At 52.3% G+C, this 18,836-nt stretch carries 13 protein-coding genes; 4 read left to right on the top strand and 9 right to left on the bottom strand.

Annotated features, from left to right (window positions below; translation table 11 throughout):
- Positions 1 to 37: 37 nt before the first annotated feature.
- From ACN4EK_RS16125 to ACN4EK_RS16110, 4 genes are read right to left on the bottom strand one after another with little or no spacing between them, the layout of a single operon-like run.
- Positions 38 to 1,972, bottom strand: coding sequence for a sensor histidine kinase (locus ACN4EK_RS16125; protein WP_431659042.1), 1,935 nt, complete (start codon positions 1,970 to 1,972; stop codon positions 38 to 40).
- A gap of 44 nt (positions 1,973 to 2,016) precedes the next feature.
- Complete coding sequence (locus ACN4EK_RS16120) at positions 2,017 to 4,011, bottom strand: response regulator (RefSeq protein WP_431659041.1); 1,995 nt, start codon at positions 4,009 to 4,011, stop codon at positions 2,017 to 2,019.
- Complete coding sequence (locus ACN4EK_RS16115; RefSeq protein WP_431659040.1) at positions 4,008 to 4,385, bottom strand: response regulator; 378 nt, start codon at positions 4,383 to 4,385, stop codon at positions 4,008 to 4,010. Before ACN4EK_RS16115 ends, ACN4EK_RS16120 begins: the two co-directional genes overlap by 4 nt.
- Positions 4,378 to 8,097 (bottom strand): response regulator, encoded by a 3,720-nt coding sequence (locus tag ACN4EK_RS16110; protein ID WP_431659039.1) that lies wholly within the window; start codon positions 8,095 to 8,097, stop codon positions 4,378 to 4,380. Before ACN4EK_RS16110 ends, ACN4EK_RS16115 begins: the two co-directional genes overlap by 8 nt.
- Before the next feature lie 223 nt (positions 8,098 to 8,320).
- On the opposite strand from ACN4EK_RS16110, the gene folP reads away from it, so the two are divergent.
- Positions 8,321 to 9,193 (top strand): dihydropteroate synthase, encoded by an 873-nt coding sequence (folP, locus tag ACN4EK_RS16105; RefSeq protein WP_431659038.1) that lies wholly within the window; start codon positions 8,321 to 8,323, stop codon positions 9,191 to 9,193.
- 50 nt (positions 9,194 to 9,243) lie between these two features.
- On the opposite strand, the gene ACN4EK_RS16100 is transcribed toward folP, so the two are convergent.
- From ACN4EK_RS16100 to dprA, 5 genes are all read right to left on the bottom strand, one after another.
- On the bottom strand, positions 9,244 to 10,059 hold the full coding sequence (locus ACN4EK_RS16100; RefSeq protein WP_431659037.1) for an SPFH domain-containing protein: 816 nt from the start codon (positions 10,057 to 10,059) through the stop codon (positions 9,244 to 9,246).
- A 48-nt stretch (positions 10,060 to 10,107) separates the two neighbouring features.
- Positions 10,108 to 11,835, bottom strand: a complete 1,728-nt coding sequence (locus ACN4EK_RS16095) for an ABC transporter ATP-binding protein (protein ID WP_431659036.1) — start codon at positions 11,833 to 11,835, stop codon at positions 10,108 to 10,110.
- Between the two features lie 90 nt (positions 11,836 to 11,925).
- A complete protein-coding gene (locus ACN4EK_RS16090; protein ID WP_431659035.1) occupies positions 11,926 to 12,138 on the bottom strand; it encodes an SNARE-associated domain-containing protein in 213 nt (70 codons plus the stop codon).
- Positions 12,139 to 12,371: 233 nt separating this feature from the next.
- Positions 12,372 to 13,004, bottom strand: coding sequence for a DedA family protein (locus ACN4EK_RS16085; protein WP_431659034.1), 633 nt, complete (start codon positions 13,002 to 13,004; stop codon positions 12,372 to 12,374).
- A 299-nt stretch (positions 13,005 to 13,303) separates the two neighbouring features.
- Positions 13,304 to 14,443: a DNA-processing protein DprA gene (gene dprA, locus ACN4EK_RS16080; RefSeq protein WP_431659033.1), complete on the bottom strand. Its 1,140-nt coding sequence runs from the start codon at positions 14,441 to 14,443 to the stop codon at positions 13,304 to 13,306.
- Between the two features lie 83 nt (positions 14,444 to 14,526).
- On the opposite strand from dprA, the gene ACN4EK_RS16075 reads away from it, so the two are divergent.
- The 3 genes from ACN4EK_RS16075 to ACN4EK_RS16065 all read left to right on the top strand — a co-directional run.
- On the top strand, positions 14,527 to 14,964 hold the full coding sequence (locus tag ACN4EK_RS16075; protein WP_431659032.1) for a GNAT family N-acetyltransferase: 438 nt from the start codon (positions 14,527 to 14,529) through the stop codon (positions 14,962 to 14,964).
- Between the two features lie 9 nt (positions 14,965 to 14,973).
- Positions 14,974 to 17,604, top strand: a complete 2,631-nt coding sequence (locus tag ACN4EK_RS16070) for a phospholipid carrier-dependent glycosyltransferase (protein ID WP_431659030.1) — start codon at positions 14,974 to 14,976, stop codon at positions 17,602 to 17,604.
- On the top strand, positions 17,601 to 18,836 hold a 1,236-nt coding region (locus ACN4EK_RS16065), incomplete at its 3' end, for an aminotransferase class I/II-fold pyridoxal phosphate-dependent enzyme (protein WP_431659029.1). The genes ACN4EK_RS16070 and ACN4EK_RS16065, both read left to right, overlap by 4 nt.

The raw sequence follows: 18,836 nt of genomic DNA, 5'->3' as shown, positions 1-18,836 counted from the left end.
TCCGGCGGCCGCGATCGCAATCGGTCTACCGGAAATCTTATCCTGAGTGACTCATGAGTTGATGAGTCTGAGGCAGAATAGCGGCGATCGGTAGATAAACCGTAAAGCTGCTGCCTTGCCCCGGTTGGCTGGCTACTGTAATCTCCCCACCCATCATCTGACAAAATCGCTGGCTAATGGTTAAACCTAATCCTGTGCCGCCATATTTGCGAGTGGTGGACGTGTCTGCCTGGGTGAACGGTTGAAATAGTTTACTCATTTGTTCAGCCGTCATGCCAATTCCGGTATCAGCCACGGTGAAGGTGATCCAGGTGGGGGGAGGTGGGGCAGGTGAGGAAGATGGGGTGGGTGAAGAAGATGGGGCAGGTGAGGAGGCAATGTGCTTATCTCCCCTATCTTCCCCATCTCTCTCCTCCCGGTCTACCGTCAGCGTAATCGTTCCCTGAACCGTAAACTTGGCAGCGTTACTCAAAAGATTCAGCAGGATTTGATGGACTTTGGTGGCATCGGCGTACATGCAGCCCAAATCCTCAGGATAGTTGACAACGAGAGTATTGTGATTTTTCTCAATTAACGGTCGAGCGATCGGCAGAATGCTCGCGATCGCGGTAGCGATCTCAAAGGTTTCCAGGTGTAATTCCATTTTGCCTGCCTCGATTTTGGACAGATCAAGAATGTCATTGATTAGTCCCAGGAGATGTTTGCCTGCTCCCTGAATTTTTTGCAGATCTGGAATCAAAGCCTCTTGCCCCAGATCCTCGACCTCCTCTTGCAGCATCTCGCTATAGCCGATGATGGCATTGAGGGGTGTGCGTAGCTCATGGCTCATATTGGCAAGAAACTGACTTTTGGCACTACTAGCCTGTTCCGCCGCTTCCTTTGCGGCTTGCAAATCGGTTGCCACCTGCTGGCGTTCCTGTTCATATTCGGCGAGGGCAAACAGCATGGTGTTAATCGTGTTGCCCAGATGGGAGAGTTCATCGTTGCCAGTGGCGGTGACTCGTTGAGATAAATCGCCCTGTCGCCCGATCGTCTGCACTTCTAGATTCAATCGACTGAGCCGGAATAACACGAGCTTCTCAAGCAACAGGAGGGTGACAACCCCAAAGACTAAGCCGACGGCTACCGTAATCCAGGTGAGGTATTGCACCGTTGCCCACCCCTGTTGGTAAATCGTGCGGGGGCTTTCGGCTTTCAGGATAATGGCGGGTTTGTCATAAAGGTCATTGATCAGGACATAACCCGCGATCGTCGTGTCGTCTAACGGTTCTACCGCGATCGCCCGTTCGGGATTGATTCCCGCTTGCAGGTCTTGCCAGAGGTGGGCAGGTGGCTGAGCGTTACGGATTACGTCAATGCTTAAGGGCAGGCGAATGACTTTGCTCAGACGATCGAGTTCATCCCCTTGTAAATATCGCCCAACCACTAAGCTGCCCTGGAAGGGACCCTGTCCCTCGCTGGTCAAAATGGGGCGGGACACAATCATCATGGGACCTTCGGGTAGGGACAAAATCCCAACATGATAACTCTCCAGGTTGGGATGCTGAAGCAGGCGATCGCTTAAGACTAAGTGTTTTTTTAGCGAGGGTGGAATGGACATTCGCTGGTTTCGCTTCAGATCAAACCCAGTGCCAAACACGATTTTTCCAGTGTCATCAATGAATGCAATCACATTGATCCGAATTGTGGCGAGTTGAGCATCCACCAAATTGGACTGAATGAAACGTTGGTTGCCATTCTGGACAAACTCGTAGGCATCATCCCACACAGCCCAGTCAGTATAGTTTTCGTTGAACTGACTGAGATTTTGGGAAAAGACATTCAGCGCCCCTTTCATCATCTGGCGGGTATCCTGAATCTCCGCTTGCCGAGCACTCCCGATTAACAATGACGACGCGACCCCATGCAACACGCCATTCAGCCCCAGAAGCGTGATGCCAATAATAAATAAGGTTCGTCTGCGCAGAGTCATATAATGTTCTCCTCAAATAGCGCAGCAACTTGGATGGACAAAAGTTAAATACACACTTGGGTAGGGGAAGGGGGCGATAGGAGTTGGCAGATCTCGCTCAAGAGTTTGTCCCGGCTGTAATGCGTCTGCTGTAATAGGGTGTCTAGGTAACTGTGGAACCATTCGCGATCGTGGCGGTTGAGATCATGGGTTGTGAAACCGATCGTCGGGATGGGGGGCTGGTTGGGCTGACGACGAAGATCGGCAAGAAAGTCTAAGCCCTGCCTATCCGGCAGCATTAGATCTAGCAGGATTAAATCAGGTTGTAGTTGGGCAATGGCGGCGGTTGCCATGAGTAGGTTATCTGTCGCCGTCACCGTCCAAGCCTCTTTTTCCAACAGGCGTTGGACGATTTGGCGAGTGCTGGTTTCCGTCCCAATCAGCACACTATGCTTGCCTCCAGACCCGTTTTTGGCTGTGCCAATCGGATACCGAGCCAACAACCGAGTGAAACGGCTAAAATCAGTCGGTTTAGTCAAATATTCGGTGACTCCCACTACAAGACTGCTACCGTAATCCTTCGCTTGAGCGATCGCCATGACCGGAATTTCAGCCAGATTGGGGTTGGCTTTCAGGGTGGATAGCACTTGCCAACTTTCGAGAGCGGGCAGCATCATATCCAGCAAAATCCAACTGGGGCGAAGTTCTCGGGCTAGCCGTAATCCTTCTTCCCCACACCAGGCAGTAATCACCCGTAACCCTTGTTGGTTCAGGGTTTGTACCATCTGATCTCGAATTGCCCGATCGCTATCAATCACCAGCACTAACGCGGCTCCATCCAGCACCGGCATGGACTCGATCGGTGACTGAATCTCTGGCTCAATGACTATTGGATCGGGAGGCAGATATGCCGTTGCCACTTGATAATCAATCACATCCACGGGAAGCCGGACTGTAAAGGTGGAACCCTGCCCTAACTGACTCTCGACCGCGATCGTGCCACCCATCATTTGACAGAACCGTTGACTCAACGCCAATCCTAACCCCGTTCCCCCATACTTCCGGGTTGCCGAATCATCTACCTGATAAAAACTTTGAAACAGATAGGGTAAATGCTCAGGCTCAATGCCAATGCCAGTATCGGCGATCGTGAAGACGATCTGATCTTCCCGTCGTACCGTCAGCGTAATCATCCCCTGCTCAGTGAACTTGACTGCGTTATCCAGCAGATTAAGCAGGATTTGTGAGAGTTTGCTGAGGTCGGCGTGCAGGGTGCCGAGGTTAGGGGGACAGTCGATCTCAAAGGTGTGACCACTGCGATCGAGTTGGGGGTGAATCCGGCTCACCACATCGGTAATCAGGGTTGCCACATCGAAGTGTTCTAAATACAGTTCCATCTTGCCAGCTTCGATCTTGGAAATATCCAAAATGTCGTTAATCAATTCCAGCAGGCGTTTGCCCGATGCCCGAATTTTCTCGGCATCTGGAATTAAGCTGGGGGCTAACTCCTGTAAATCCTCTTGCAGAATGTCGCTATAACCGATGATGGCATTGAGCGGTGTCCGGAGTTCATGGCTGATATTGGCAAGAAATACGCTTCTGGCGCGGTTTGCCATTTCGGCGGCAGCTTTTTCGGCTTGCAGTTGTTTGACGTAGGCGGTTTCTTGATCGCGAAGTTGTTTCCGCTCCAGGCAGGCTCCCACCCTGGCTTGTAGTAATACGGGATTGAGGGGTTTGAACAGGTAATCTTCCGCTCCCAGTTCAATACACCGGACTAAACTATCCAGGTCATCCAGCCCGGAGACGACAATGACAGGCAGGTGGCGTAATGTGGGGTTAGCTTTCAGTAGTTCCAGTACCTGAAACCCGTTTAAAGTTGGCATGAGAATATCCAGCAAAATCAAATCGATCGCGGGGTTGCTTTGTAACCTGGCGATCGCCTGTTGCCCATCTTCTGCTGTAACTACGGTGAGTTCGGTCTGGCTTAGTTGGCGAGAGATGTAGAGGCGGCTGTTTTCATCATCATCTACGACTAGAACAGTGCCACTCTGCGGTTTCATGCTTCCACCTCTTGTCCCAGCAATGCCTGAATTTTTCCCAGTAACCGCGCAAATTCAATCGGTTTCGTATCGTAGTCATCACATCCGGCAGCGATACACTGTTCCCGATCGCCGGACATGGCATGAGCCGTCAGGGCAATAATTGGAATGGCTTGAGTCTCTGGAATCGCTTTCAGTTTACGGGTGGCTGCCCAACCATCGAGAATGGGTAGGCTCATGTCCATCAAGATCAGGTCAGGGCGTTCGGTTTGTGCCATGCTGACTCCCTGCTCACCGTCGATCGCAATCAGGATCTGATACCCTTTACGGGCAAGCCGCCGCGATAACATATCTCGATTCATTTCATTGTCTTCTACCAGCAAAATCCTAGCCATTGCCGTGATCTCCAGGGTTGCCCGACACACGAGTGCAGGTTTCGACTAACTCTCGCACCTCTTGTAGTAATTGTTCCCGACTATAGGCTCCTTTTTGTAAGACCTGTTTAACATACCCATTGAGTTGTTCGCGCTCGGTGGTGGTCAGTTCCATCGCTGTAATTACTACGACTGGGATGTGACGATAGCGAGCCTGCCGCCGAAACTCAGTAATGAACTGAAAACCATCCATCTCTGGCATCATCAAATCCAGCAAAATCAAGTCAGGGCGAGAAAGGGCAAGTTGTTGTAGTGCCTCTTTACCATTCGTCGCTTCGGTGACTAACCAGCCTTCGCGTTCCAGAATCCGCTGAAACATTTTGCGAGTTGTGGGATCGTCTTCGGTAATTAGCACATGCCCGATCGGTAGTCCGGTATTAAAGTCAGAATCACCCGGTAGCAGGGGGTCGGGACGATATTTCTCCAGCAGACGAGTTAATCGTTTATAGTCGATCGGTTTGGTCAGGTAATCCGAAGCACCCAGGGAGAATCCCAGCTCCTTGTTGTCCAGAATCGTCAGAATCACGACTGGAATATCCTCTAACTCCGGATCGGCTTTCAACGCAGATAGCACCGACCAGCCATCCATTTTGGACATCATCACATCCAGAGTGATGGCATCGGGACGAATTTTCTTAGCTAAATGTAAGCCTTCCTGTCCACTGGAAGCCGTCTCGACCCAAAAGCCCTCTTTCCGGAGATGGCGAGCGAGCAGATCTCGTACCGAGGCATCATCATCCACCACCAGAACGGTAATCCCTTTAGGCGGAGCCAGATCCGGATTCGGCAACTCGGTCGCCTGAGAGTTAACCAGGGGCAAGTCCAGCTTCCGATCGCTGACAGTGATCGGAAGGGCGATCGTAAACCGGGAGCCATGACCAACCTGACTTTCGACCGTAATATCACCGCCCATCATTTGACAAAAGCGTTGGGTAATCACTAATCCCAATCCGGTGCCGCCATACTTGCGAGTAGTGGAAGCATCTGCCTGGGTAAACGGCTGAAATAACTTAGTCAGTTGGGCGGGAGTCATGCCAATGCCCGTATCGGTAACGGTGAAGGTGATGAAGGGCGAAGGAGGTGAGGAGGGTGAGGGAGATGAGGAGGATAGCCCATCACCTTCCCCATCTCCCCTATCTTCCCCATCTTCCCTACCTTCCCCATCCTTCCCACCTTCCTGAGCAACGGTCAGCGTGATCGTTCCTTTCTCGGTGAACTTCGCGGCGTTACTCAGCAAATTCAGCAGGGCTTGGCGGATTTTGGTCAGGTCGGCATACATAGTGCCGAGGCTATCAGGGCAGTGAACGACCAGCGTATTCTCGTTTTTACCCATTAAGGGACGAACCGTTGCCTGGACATCCTGGATCAAACTAGCCACACTGAAGCTTTCTAGATAGAGATCCATTCTGCCCGCTTCAATTTTGGAAATGTCCAAAATATCGTTGATCAAGCCTAATAAGTGTTTACCGGCGTTATGGATTTTTTCTAGATCGGGCACGATGTCTTCATAGCCCATATCACCCGCATCTTCCTGAAGCATTTCACTGTAGCCAATGATGGCGTTAAGCGGTGTGCGGAGTTCATGACTCATGTTTGCCAGGAATTGGCTTTTGGCATGGTTTGCGGTTTCTGCGGCTTCTTTGGCTTTAAATAGTTCTTCGGCAGCGAGTTTGCGATCGCTAATATCTTTGACAATGCCTTCGTAATACAGCAGATTGCCGTTAGCATCTTTCACCACACGGGCGTTTTCGGAAATCCAAATCATGCTGCCATCCCGACGGTACACCTGGGACTCGAAATCAATGACCGTATCGTATTGCTCGATCAACTGGCGGAATTGCGATCGGCGGTTGGGGTCAACATACAATTGGCGATCGATATGGTGAGATAGGGTATGGATTAGCTCTTCTGGTGAATCATACCCATAGATGCGGGCAAGGGCAGGATTCGCACTGATATAAGCTCCGTCAGGTGTGGTCTGGAAAATGCCATCAGCGGCATTCTCGAAAATACTGCGATACTTTTCTTCGGCTTGTTTGAGGGCGGCTTCTGCCAGTTTGCGGGCGGTCACATCCATCGTGACTCCGGTCATCAATAACGGCTTGCCCTGGTCATCTCGCACCACGTTGCCGCGACTATTGACCCAGCGAATTGCCCCACTAGCCAAAATAATCCGGTATTCGGCGTTGTATTCTGCCTGGTGGTGGAGGGTTTGGTTTTGGGCGGCTTCCACGATCGCGCGATCGTCCGGGTGTACTCGTTTGATAAATTCGGCGTAGGATACTTGCTCGGCAGGAATATCAAAAATTTCGGAGACTTCCTTAGACCATTTTTCTTCTCCAGTCACAATATTCCAGTCCCAGGCTCCCATCTGGGCGGCATTTAGCGCCAGTCGCAGCAGTTCCTCCTGTCCTCGTAGGGTGGCAGCGGCTTGTTCGCGTTCCAGTTCAGCCGCCGCGCGAGTGGCAAAGATCTTTAGCATTGATTCTGCCAGTTGCAGATCACTGATCGGTTGCCGATTCATGATCACCAGCAGCCCTAACGGTTGATCGGTAGAACTAAATAGAGTAGTGCCTAAATAGCTATCGACTGCTAGACGGTTAATGAGGGCATCATCGGGAAAGTGCTGCTGGACATGCTGCGGATAACAGCAAAATCCTCGATGCACCACGTCTGAACAGGGGGTATCCAGTAGCTCGTAATCAAAGTTCTCAATAATTTGTCCCTGGCTATAGACGGCGACAGTCGTCACGCGATCGATCTGTCCAGAATTGAGTTTGCCAATCAGGGCATAATCGACTTCTAACGTTGTGGCGAGGGTTTGCACCAGGGATTGAAAAAAGGCGGCTCCAGTGCTGGCAGAAATGTTTTGGGCAATGCCTTGCAGGGTTTCCTCAACCTGCTTGCGCTTGATAAATTGACCGATCTGACTGCCGATCGTGGTCATCATCTCCATCAGTTCGGCATCCGGTCGTTGCACACAGCCCCGAAAAAAGCAGATCACGCCTAACATTTGATGCTCGCTCATCAACGGCACACTGACGACTGAGCGCAGACCGGCATCAATCACGTTCTGTCCCTGTAGAAACCCAGCCTCTTGCCGAATATCTGGAATCCACAGCGTCGATTTTTGATGCCACACCTGACCTAATAAGCCTTCGGTTGGCGCAAAGCTAGGGCTGTTGTTACCCAAGACATCGGTAGGAATTTTAGGACTCGTCCAGCTTTGCACAAGGTTCAGGGCTTTGGTGCTGGGGTCGATCGCCCAGAGTTCTCCCCGCTCCCACTCCAGGGCTTGACAAATCGCTTGCAGGATATTGGGGATGGCATCGTTTAAGGTGGTGGCTTCTGCCAGAACGCGGGTTGTAGCGTATTGAATGCCTAATCGCTGTTCTGCCCGTTGACGGCGGTTTAACGTCCGGGCAAAGGCAATCAACAGTGCCAAAACCGTCAGGAAGACAAAGACGGCAAAGCTAAGAGCGGCACGATATTGCACATCTAGCTGCCCTTGGTTAGTCAACCTGGCATTGACGTGAATTTCGACAATCAGCCAATTCAGAATGATCGCAAACGGAACCGTAAACACTAGAAACAAACTAATTAAGATCAGGGGTGCTGGTAACCGTTTGAGCAACTGTTTCATGGGTGCTTGATTAAAGATAAATTGGGGCATGGAGACATCACTCCCATGCATCTAGAAGAGTCCGGAAAAGTTTATGGTTGGATTCAGCGATCGATCGTCCCTGAAGGAAGCCGACAATTTATCGAGTAGTCTGCCCCTGGATCACGCAATGGCAATGCAGCCGTAATGTTAAAGTTAGAGTTCCCGAAAACTTGCCGTACTATCACGGGTACGGTCAGTAGCGATCGGGGGACTTAAAGTAGTAATTCTAGCGATGAATTGGAGCTCAATTGTGACAACTCAGCCGCTACCGACCTGGCAGATCAGAAATTCTACGTTGGTTTGGGGACAACGCACCTATTTGATGGGTGTCCTGAATGTCACTCCGGATAGTTTTAGTGATGGGGGACAGTTCAATACTCTGGAGACGGCTCTGAAACAAGCCAGAAGCTTGATCACGGCAGGTGCCGATCTACTGGATATTGGTGGGCAATCGACTCGACCGCAGGCAGATGAGATTTCTCTGGAGGCAGAACTGAGTCGGGTCATCCCGATCATACAAGCGGTACGGCAGGAATCGGATATTCCAATTTCGATCGATACAACGCGAGCTGCTGTCGCCACTGCCGCGATCGCTGCCGGGGCAGATGTGGTCAACGACATTTCTGGGGGCAGTTTTGATCCGGAGATGTTCCCTACCGTTGCCAAGCTAGGAGTGCCGGTGATCTTGATGCATATTCGCGGCACCCCGAAAACCATGCAGCAATTGACAGACTACCGAGATTTGATGGGCGAAATTACGGAGTTTCTGCAACATCAGGTGGAACAAGCGATCGCCTGTGGTGTTGATCCGAGTCGGATTGCGATCGATCCAGGGATTGGGTTTGCCAAAACCTATGAGCAAAATCTAGAGATTCTCCGCCGTTTAGCCGAATTTCGGATGCTTCACTGTCCCATTTTGGTTGGGGTATCGCGCAAAAGCTTTATTGGTCATATCCTGAACCAGCCCGATCCTCAACAACGAGTTTGGGGAACGGCGGCGGCTTGTAGTGCGGCGATCGCAGGCGGTGCCGATATTCTGCGGGTTCACGATGTCCAAGCCATGCGGGATGTCTGTCAGGTAACGGATGCGATCTGGCGACGTTAGAGCTTGGGTGGGAAATGGGGCGGTGGGGAAGCTAGCAGAGATAGGGAGGATTAGCTCTTATTGCCTTGACTCTGCCCATTAGTACCTTCGCCAATGCCCTCCGTATCCGCACTGATCAGTTCCCCGATCGTTTCGGTCAGGGCTTTGGGATCCATAAAGATAATTTTGGAGTTGGGGCTATCTCCTAACTTATAGTTGGCATCGACATACTTCTGTGCCAGCAGGTAGCGCAGCACGTATTCGGCATTAGGCTGCGACTGTAAGACTTTGGAAATTCGGTGAATCGATTCGACCACCCCTTCTGTTTCCGATAGGGCAGCGCGACGGTTACTTTCGGCGGCTCGTTCCCGTTCCATCGCATCCCGCAGGGTGTCGGAAATCTTAATTTCCTGCACTTCGACCCGCATCACTTTTACACCCCAGGGTTCGGTGGCTTCATCCAACTGCTGTAATAGTGCCTGGTTAATTTGATTGCGGGAGGATACGGTTTCGCGTAAGTCCATTTGCCCAATCTGCGATCGCAAGGCCGTAATCACCAGATTATTTAAGGCTTCCTCCAGATTCTCGATCTCGTAGTACGCCTTCTTCACATCCAGGATCTTCCAGTACACGACCGCATCGGCAGTGATGGTGACATTGTCCCGGGTCAGGGCGGATTGGGGCTTACTATCTAACAGTTGTTCGCGGGTAGTTTCTACCAACACCGTATCTAGCAAGGGAATAACAAAATTCAATCCCGGTTTAAGGGTGCGGCGATACTGTCCCAACCGCTCCACAATGCCCTCATAGCCCTGATTGATAATTTTGATTGACCCGACGGTGTAGCCCATAATAACTAGCGCAATGGCAGCAATGATTGGCTCCATGAGTCCCAACTCCCACGCAATACTGTAGCTTCAGTCTAGTCGATCGAATTAATCCTGAAACTGTTGGGCGTAGAAGCCCGCATACCGTCCGCCCTGGTTCAGTAGCTCGGTATGGGTGCCCGATTCAATAATTTGTCCCTGCTCAATCACTAAGATGCGATCGGCGCGGCGAATGGTGGTTAACCGATGGGCAATGATAAAGACGGTGCGGTTTTGCATCAATCGTTCCAGGGCTTCCTGCACCAATGCTTCCGATTCCGAGTCCAGGGCGGAGGTGGCTTCATCCAGAATCAGGATGCGGGGATTGAGTAACACTGCCCGCGCGATCGCCAACCGTTGCCGTTGACCGCCGGATAAATTCACACCCCGTTCGCCCACCCAACTGTGATAGCCATCGGGAAACTGAATGATGAACTGGTGGGCATTGGCGATTTTAGCGGCGGCTTGTACGGCTTCCAGATCGAAGTTCGCTTGCCCAAAGGCAATATTTTGGGCGATCGTGCCCGAGAACAAAATCGTTTCCTGGGGCACAATGCCAATCTGGCGACGCAGACTACTTAAGGTGACATCGCGGACATCGATGCCGTCGATCAAGATCTGACCCGATTGGGGATCATAGAAGCGGGGCAGGAGATTGACTAACGTCGTTTTTCCGGCTCCCGAAGACCCCACCAGGGCGATCGCTTCTCCCGGTAATGCCAAAAGGCTTAAATCGCGCAGGACAGGCTGCTGGGGCTGGTAGGCAAAGTTGACATGACGGTATTCCACTTTACCCGTTACAGGCGGCATTGTCTTGGCACCCGGTCGCTCGACTACGGTGGGTTGAATGGACAGGAGTTCAAACACCCGCTCGATCGAGGCCTCTCCCTGCTTAAACTCGTTATAGTTACTGGTTAGGAGCGAGATCGGGTCAATTAACATGGCAACGCCCGTTAAAAAACTGACGAACTGACTCCCAGAAATATTTTGGGCATGAACCTGCCACCCCCCCAACATTAATAACAGCAGCAGACAGAGGGATTCGAGGAAGCCCACCACCGGAAACTGAATCGCTTTCAGTTGTTCCGTCCGAAACCGGGCACTGCGATTCCGCTCGGCTTCCCGGCTAAAGCGATTTAAGGTGTAGTCTTCGGCAGCAAAGGCTTGCACTAACCGAATTCCGCTGAACACCTCGACCAGCATGGCAGACAGGTTGGAAATGCGGCTTTGGCTGCGATGGGACAACTGCCGAATCTTCTCGCCAAACCAGGTAATTAAGAGTGCCATCAAGGGGGCGATCAGTAACGCTGCCAGGGTGAGTTGCCAGTTGAGGTAAACCATGTAACTCAATACCACCACCAGTTGCAGCACACTCGGCACAAACTGATGGAATAGCTTATTGACCACCTCGCCAATGCGATCGACATCCTCCGTCAGCCGATAGGCGAGATCCCCACTTTGGGCAGTCTCGAAATAGCTGAGGCTCAAGCGTTGTAGGTGGGCATAAACCCGAGTCCGGAGTTCAAAGGCGATGGCTAAGGCGACCTTCGCCATTAAGGCATCTTGCCCATACTGAGCAATTTTCTGCGCCAAAAAGACAATCGCCCCCAGTCCAGACAACTGAGCGATCGCCAAAACATTGCCTTCTGCAATCAGTTGCGCCATTCCACCAGCCAACCATGCCAGAATTGGCCAGATTGCCGTGAAAACTAGCGTACAGAGGAGCGCTTGGGTGATCGTTCGACTCTGGGGTTGGATGTAGGACAGGATTAGCCAGTAGCGATCGGGTAATTTCAATGTCTAGTTGTTTTTCGTGCCTGATAGAGATGAAAGATAGATGGTGTGAGAGAAACCACCCCAATCACCAAAATAATCGGTATTAAATACTTATCGACATTGGGAATAACCTACCCCCAAAAAGTAGCTTAGTAGTGTGATGCCAAGTGTCCAAAAAAAATCACCAATTATGTTATAAGCAACAAATATCCGACAGATCAGGACACCAATGCCAGCAAAAAACGGCATCAGTGTACGAACGACGGGCATGAACTGGGCAAGGACGATCGCCTTTCTCCCATGCTTATCATAGAAGCTCTGCACGAAAATCAGATGCTTCTGACAAAAAAAGCCGGAATTCTCCTATCGGAGTAATTGGCGACTTCCCGAATGTCCAATGGCATTGCCAACATTATCTCCTAGAACTGCACAGAATCAATGTACCGGGAACCAGGGCAAAGAAATTTCAGGAAACCCCTACCTCGATAAGTCTACTGAGTCGGAATCAGGCAGATTAGTTCCAGCCGACTAGCCTGACTGTGACATCGGGACTTGGGTTAGGATTTCCGGTGTTTCCGTTTGAATAATTTCCGTCGCCGCCAAATCCATGCCGCGAACCCGATCATGAGCCCCAGGACGACTACTTTAGAGACGGGACCCAACCACTCATCCACTAATTCATAGTTTTCTCCCAGCTTGTACCCCAGGAAGGTGAGCAGACTGACCCACAGGGTTGTGCCTAGGGTTGAGTAGAGGGTGAATGGTAATAAGGGCATGGCATTAATTCCTGCTGGTAGAGAAATTAATGTTCGTACCCCTGGTACTAGACGGCAGAGCAGTACCGCGATCACACCATGCCGCGTAAACCAGCTATTGGCGCGATCGATATCCCGCCCAGAAATGGTGAGCCATTTTCCGTAGCGATCGGCCCAGGCTCGGAGTCGGGGTTCGCCAACGAGCTTGCCAGCAAAGTACCACGGGTAGGCACCCAGGACAGTGCCCAATACTCCGGCGGCGACGGCTGGGAAAAACTCCATCTTGCCCTGAGCCACGGTGAACCCCGCTAACGGCATGATTAGTTCTGATGGAATTGGGGGAAACAGGTTTTCCAGAAACATCAGCAGTCCGATACCTAAATAGCCCATCGAACTCATAATGATGGTGATTTGCTGTGCCAGCCAGTCGGACATGCAGTTGCCTCGCGTAAATTCTAGAGATAGCAGGGATCAGCAGACGATCGCTCCTGGTACAGGATGGATCGAGATGGGGTTTAGTTGAATGTCACTGAAACAACAATCCAAACTGCCCCCCAACCCCCAATTCTGGGGGAGCCGAACCTTAAAGTCCCCCAAAATTGGGGGATTTAGGGGGCGACTAGAGTGAAGCGTGTCCTTAAGTCAGTGCCATTCAGATTTAGTTAAGTTCTATCAATTAATGTCGTCCACACGTTAACAATTTTCCCAATGAGTTTTCGTACCCCGAATAAAACTTAATGGCATTGATAGCGCATTCCTGGTAACTGATTGACCAGCCCCATCAGCTCTAGTTGCAGCAGGGCACTAGAAACCTCGCCAGCATTCAACGGTAGTACAGGTGCCAGTTGATCCAGGTGAACGCCTGCCGCTTCCGATCGCTGAGATAGTTCGGTGAGTGCCTGAAGCACCTGATTCAGATCGGCGGGTAAATCCAGGGGCAAGGCAATTTGCTCCGGCAGGGGGGCGGTCGCCGAGGGCAGTAGTTGGGGTAATGTGCCGAGTAAATCGAGTAGCTTATCTTCTCCCAAGATCACCTGTGCCCCATTGTTCAACAGGTTCAGGCAGCCCAGCGATCGCGGGTTATCTAAGCTACCGGGGAGAACGTAAACATCGCGTCCATAGTCGTTGGCTAAATGCGCTGTAATCAATGCGCCCGATCTGGCGGGAGCTTCTAGCACTAAGGTGGCGCGGCTGAACCCGGCAATGATCCGATTGCGGCGCGGAAAGTGGATGCGATCGGGTTGAGTGCCTGCCGGATACTCGCTGACGACTAATCCCTGGGTTAGCACCTGCTGGTATAACTGACGGTTTGACCAGGGATAGACGACATCAACGCCAGTGCCGACTACCGCGATCGTCCGTCCCCCCGCTTGGAGGCAACTGCGGTGGGCTTCGGTATCGATCCCTTCAGCTAACCCCGATACGACCGTAAACCCCTGTTTTGCCAGGGCGGCACTAATCCGGCGAGTCCAGCGTCTGCCATAGTCGGAAGGAGAACGAGTGCCGACGATCGCGATCGTGGGAATTTGCCCTGAGGTTTCCTGAAGATCAACTTGCCCCTGGTAATACAACACGGCGGGCGGATCGGCAATTTCCAGTAATAAACGGGGATAGTCGGGATCGGCGGGAGTCCAGAAGTGGGGATTGTGCTGTTCATGCTCTACCAGCAAGGTGGCTGGATCACAGTGTTGGCGTTGAGCCACGATCGCTTCGGCACTTTGTTGCCCCAGTCCATCTACCTCCATCAAGGCAGTGGTTGGCGCTGACCAAGCCGTGGATAAAGTGCCAAAGTGTTGGTGCAGTCGTTTGAGTAAGATCGGCCCTACACCATGCAACTGTGACCATGCCAGCCAGAATGCCCGTTCTTTTACCATAGGGAGATGCCTGTTACGCTCGATCAAGGGAGCAATGCTCCATTACCCTTACCAGTTTCTCTAGTGCAGAAAAAACCGCAAAAATGAGTGATTTAACGATTCGGCTGGCGCAACTCCCGGCTGATTTTCCTCAGATCTACCAGGTTAGACAGCAAGTGTTTCAACTGGAACAGGGAGTTGATGCGGCTCTAGAGTTTGATGGCTTAGATGACCAATCGGAGCATCTGTTGGCAGTACAGGATGGTCAGGCGATCGGGACTGCCCGAATTCGCTACCTTAATCCTCAGGTGGCTAAGTTAGAGCGGGTGGCAGTGCTGGCGATCGCCAGGGGACAGGGAATTGGCAAAAAGTTGGTCGAAACTGCCTTGGCGATCCTGAGCGAACGTCAGGTGCGAGAAGTTTGTATTCATTCCCAGGTGGCGGTACGAGACTTTTACGACAAGCTAGGGTTTGCGCCGCAAGGGGAAATTTTTGAGGAGGCCGGAATTCCTCATGTAAAGATGGGTAAAGACTTAACGTAGGCAGATTGCATGGGTGAGGTGAGAAATCCGTCGTTGTGGCGCAAGGGATTGCTGGCATTGGCAGTGATTTGGTGCGTGGGAGCCGTGGGCGATCGCCTGTGGTTTGCCCTCGATCATGCCATGCCCTCCTGGGATCAAGCAGAGTACCTGAACGCCGCCTTAATTCATTGGCGAGCCTTACAAACTCCCAACTGGTTCTCGATTGAGTGGTGGGTCAGCCTCTGGCATCTCTCCACGAAAATGCCACCGTTAGTCTTTATCTCGACGGCTCCCTTCCTCAGCTTATTTGGCGCAGGATCTGATCAAAGTACGTTAGTCAATCTGTTCTATAGTGCGATTCTGCTCGGTTCGGTCTATACGCTGGGCTGGTGGTTGTTTTCGGTACCTGTGGGCCTGTGGGCAGCCGGAATTAGTCTATTGATGCCGGGGCTGTACCGGGTGCGGCTGGATTACCTGTTGGACTATCCCCTGGCGGCGATGGTGACGCTGAGTTTTACCTGTCTTACCCTCTGGCGCGGACGCCTGGGGCAGGGAACGGTGCTCTCCTGGGTGTTGGCACTGCTGACTGGACTGACGTTTGGGCTGGCATTGATGGTTAAGCAAACGGCGTTGCTATTTTTGCTAGTGCCGCTGCTTTGGGTTACTGTCGAAACGATCAGGCAGCGAGCCTGGGGACGCTTGTTGCAGTTGCTGGGAGCGATGCTGCTGACGATCGCTGTTTGCTATCCCTGGTATCGCACGAACTGGCTGTTGATCCTGACTGGGAGTAAACGCGCCACGATCGATGCGGCGATCGCAGAAGGTGATCCATCCCTGTTGTCGATCGATGCCTGGACGTATTACCTGGAACTTTTGCCGGATAGTATTTCGTTGCCGCTCTTTTTGATTCCACTGGTCGGGTTTATCTTATTTTGGCGACCGGGGCGGGTCAGTAGCCAATGGGCAGGGACAAATGACTATGCGCCGAAAAGTCGAGATTACCGAGAGCAGCGATTTGGTCAATCCCGACAGGCGATCGGGTGGCTGTTAGTCTGTTGCGTCGGGGCATATTTTCTCTGTTCGCTCAATATCAATAAAGATCCCCGCTATACCGTGTCCTATTTGCCCGCGATCGCGGTGATCCTCGCCTATGGGTTAACGTTATTACCCTACTCCTGGAACATTTTGCGCTGGGGCAGTCTGGTTTTATCCGGGCTAATCCTGCTGGTGGGGGTGTCCGCCTTTGCCAGTATTGGGCTGCACCGAGAATCGTTTGCCAGACATCCGGCGGTGCTGATGAATGACTTACCCCATGCGGCGGTAGTGGCGGCTGTGGCTGAGGCAGACCCTTACATGCAATCGACGATCGGCGTACTGCCCTCTACTCCAGAAATTAATCAGCACAATGTCAACTACTATGGGATGTTGCACAACTTTCAAGTCTATGGGCGGCAGGTGGGAACGCGGGTGGGCGATGTGGATGCCGATCGGCGATCGTTGCCCTGGATGCTGACCAAAACCGATGACCAGGGTTCGATTCGAAAAAAACGGGCACATGCGGCGTTAGTCACCTCTGTAGAGGCAAAAACGGACTTCCAACTGCATCAAACCTGGGAATTACCCGATCGCAGTACCTTAAAGCTCTATCGGCAGCGAGTGCCATTGGCAGAAGTAAAGCCCCTAGCCGCAGGGGGTCAGGCAACCCCAGAATCAACTCTCACACCAGCCTCCCCCTCTGCCTCATCGTCCCTATCCTCCGCTTCCCCCCTACCCATTCGGCTCGATCGCGTGATTCTGCCCAACCAGGCTCCCCCCGGCAAACCTCTGCCCGTGACCTATGAATGGTCTGGCAACTGGCAGGCATTGCAATCTGGCTTGGTTTTATTAACCTGGCGCAAACCCATGTCAGCCTCAGGACGGGGAGTAGAGCGGTGGTTGCATGATCATGCGATCGCGGCGGGATTCCTCCATGCTGAAGCCGTCAAACCTGAGGAGCGATCGGCGCAATTTCAGGTAATAGAACGAATGGCAATGCTACCGCCGAAATCGGCAGAGGGTCTTTATACCCTGGAAGCAACTTACCTGAATCGGCAAACTGGGGAAGCGGTGACGATTCCTGTGCCAAAGGTGCAGGTGCAAATTGTGGCAACGGCTCCAGCCAGTCCGGCTCCGGAGGTGGATCTGGTAACGCAGTTACGGGAACTGGCGGTAAACCTGCCCTATGGTCGGCGGGAGTTGGATCAGATTTTTGAGGAGGTTGCCCGCATTAGCCAGTACGACCCCAACCAGGATTATGTCAACCAAACCTGGCAGGCGCTGGACTATCGATTGCAGCAGGAACCGGATAATCTCAAGTTTGCTTATACGTTGGCACTGGCGAATGTATTGAAGCAACGGGTCGATCCGGCGATCGCGGCATTAGAACGGGTGGTGGCTCTGGATGCCCAAAACCCCTATGCCTACGCCTACTTAGCCTTTGCTAACCTGTATGATTTTCGGGCACGACCTGCCCAGGTGGCGTTAAACAAAGCGATGGCATTAAATCCATCCTTGCCAGAACTCAAGATCTTAAACGGGGTGGCTGGCTTACTGCGAGGAAATCTGATCCAGGCATGGCAGGGGGTACAGGCGGTGCGATCGCTAGAGCAATCGGAGCAATGAATCAACCACGGCTGGATCAAACACAAACGCCACTGCTGTCAGCTTTGCAGGCGTGTGCCGATCGTACCTATGCTCCGTTCCATACTCCCGGACATAAGCGAGGACAGGGCATGGGGCGATCGTTGCTCGATCTGTTAGGCGTTCAAGCCAGTCGAGCCGATCTGCCGGAACTGCCGGAACTCGATAACTTATTTGCGCCCCAGGGAGTGATTCAGGCTGCCCAAACCTTAGCGGCTGAAGCCTTTGGTGCGGATCAGACCTGGTTTTTGGTGAATGGCTCGACCAGTGGCGTGATCGCGATGATTCTGGCGACCTGTGATCCAGGGGACAAGATTATTCTGCCGCGCAACGTCCATCAGTCGGCGATTTCCGGCTTAATTTTGTCGGGAGCAGTGCCCATATTTGTCCAGCCAGAGTATGACCCGGAGTGGGATCTGGCGCATGGTGTTACTCCAACGACGATCGCCGCCGCGTTAGCCCAGCATCCGGATGCCAAAGCGGTGTTTGTGGTGTATCCCACCTATTACGGCACCTGTAGTGATCTGGCGACGATCTCCGAGATCACCCATCACGCCAACATTCCCCTCCTGGTCGATGAAGCCCATGGTGCCCACTTTGCCTTTCATCCAGACTTCCCGACTCCGGCTTTGGTTGCCAATGCTGATCTAACGGTGCAGTCTACCCACAAAACCCTGTCTGCCTTAACGCAGGCGGCAATGTTGCATCAGCGAGGTGGTCGGGTGGATGGCGATCGCATCAGTCGTGCCCTTCAGTTGGTACAGTCCACCAGCCCGAATTATCTGCTATTGGCAAGTCTGGATGCGGCGCGTCAGCAGATGGCAACCGTTGGCAAAGACGTAATGGCGCGAACATTACAGTTGGCGGATCAGGCACGATCGCGCTTAAGTCAGATCCCTGGATTAAGGCTTTTACAACCCGAACAGGCGACCACTCCGGGATTTTGTATGCTCGATCGCACGCGGTTAACAGTGAACGTCGCAGGTCTAGGGATCGATGGATTTACGGCAGATGAAATTTTGCATCAGCAGTTAGGCGTGACGTGTGAGCTGCCAACCTTACGACATCTCACCTTTATTGTCAGCCTGGGGAATACGGCAGCCGATATTGAGCGGTTGGTGGTGGGGTTTCAGCAATTGGCGGAGATGGGGAGTAGGGAAGATGAGGAAGGTGAGGGAGATGGGGGAGATGGGGGCTGTCTCTTATACACATCT

Origin of the sequence: Pantanalinema rosaneae CENA516 (assembly GCF_050753385.1) — a bacterium.
GTDB classification, from domain to species: domain Bacteria; phylum Cyanobacteriota; class Cyanobacteriia; order Leptolyngbyales; family Leptolyngbyaceae; genus Pantanalinema; species Pantanalinema rosaneae.
This window is presented reverse-complemented; position numbering and strand designations above follow the sequence as displayed.